The sequence below is a fragment of the Sodalis-like endosymbiont of Proechinophthirus fluctus genome, assembly GCF_001602625.1.
Lineage (GTDB): Bacteria > Pseudomonadota > Gammaproteobacteria > Enterobacterales > Enterobacteriaceae.
This window is the reverse complement of the sequence record NZ_LECR01000013.1, coordinates 3,670-4,505: the sequence shown is the minus strand read 5'-3', so window position 1 is coordinate 4,505 and position 836 is coordinate 3,670. Positions and strand designations below refer to the sequence as shown.

The 836-nt window shown below is 53.2% G+C and carries 1 protein-coding gene; it reads left to right on the top strand.

Annotated elements, in window-relative coordinates; translation table 11 throughout:
• Positions 1 to 202 precede the first annotated feature (202 nt).
• Positions 203 to 340 (top strand): hypothetical protein, encoded by a 138-nt coding sequence (locus tag BG74_RS12305; RefSeq protein WP_187202497.1) that lies wholly within the window; start codon positions 203 to 205, stop codon positions 338 to 340.
• Positions 341 to 836 lie beyond the last annotated feature (496 nt).

Below are 836 nucleotides of genomic sequence, written 5' to 3'. Positions count from 1 at the left end.
AATCATCCCAATCATCCCAATCATCCCAATCATCCCAATCCGGGACGCCCAGCCCTTCATCGCGCAATAGATGGTGGACCGTCTGCTGCCTTTACTTAAATATGAACCATAGGCAAGGAGAGTGCAATCTGGGTAAGGTTATGCAAAAAAGCCATCTTGATTACTGGTTACTCTAGCGGTATCGACTCAGCGTGACTACCAGGTGCTGGCTGTCTACCGCCAAACGCGGGACGTGACGCGGTTGGCAGCGGAGGACTTTGAGGCCCTGGCACTGGATTTAGACGACCTGCAAGGCGTTGAAGCCGTAGTCGACGAAGTATTCCAGTTGACCAGCAGCTGACTGTATTAACTCTTCAACAACGTGGGCTAAGGCGTGTATGGCCGCATTGACACCTTAAGCCGTTGGTCAGCTGGAACAGTAATTTTCCGCTAATCTATTCGGTATTCATCAATTAACCCAGTGGCGGCTGCCTGCCACAGTACCTCATGGCTAGGGGCGGATTATCTAGACCAGTTCGGTAATGGGGCTAGTATGCACGTCGGGCCCGGGCGGCCTATACTGCCTTTATGTTTTCCCTGGAGGTATGGACAGACACGATACGCATGGAACTGCACTGCAGCGAGTGCAGATCAGTCATTGAACAGGGTCCTATCGCTACATCATTCAGTACTAACCTTGATCTTGACCCACACCCGGACCGATCACAGCCTGTGACTAACCAGGCTATCGCCCGACGCTTTACGCTGTCGCGGGAGGTCGTTTTGCCGAAACTGCACCATGCGATGGAAAGTCCCCGGGCCAGATTACGTTATCCGGGTTACCCTGGTGGCGCACG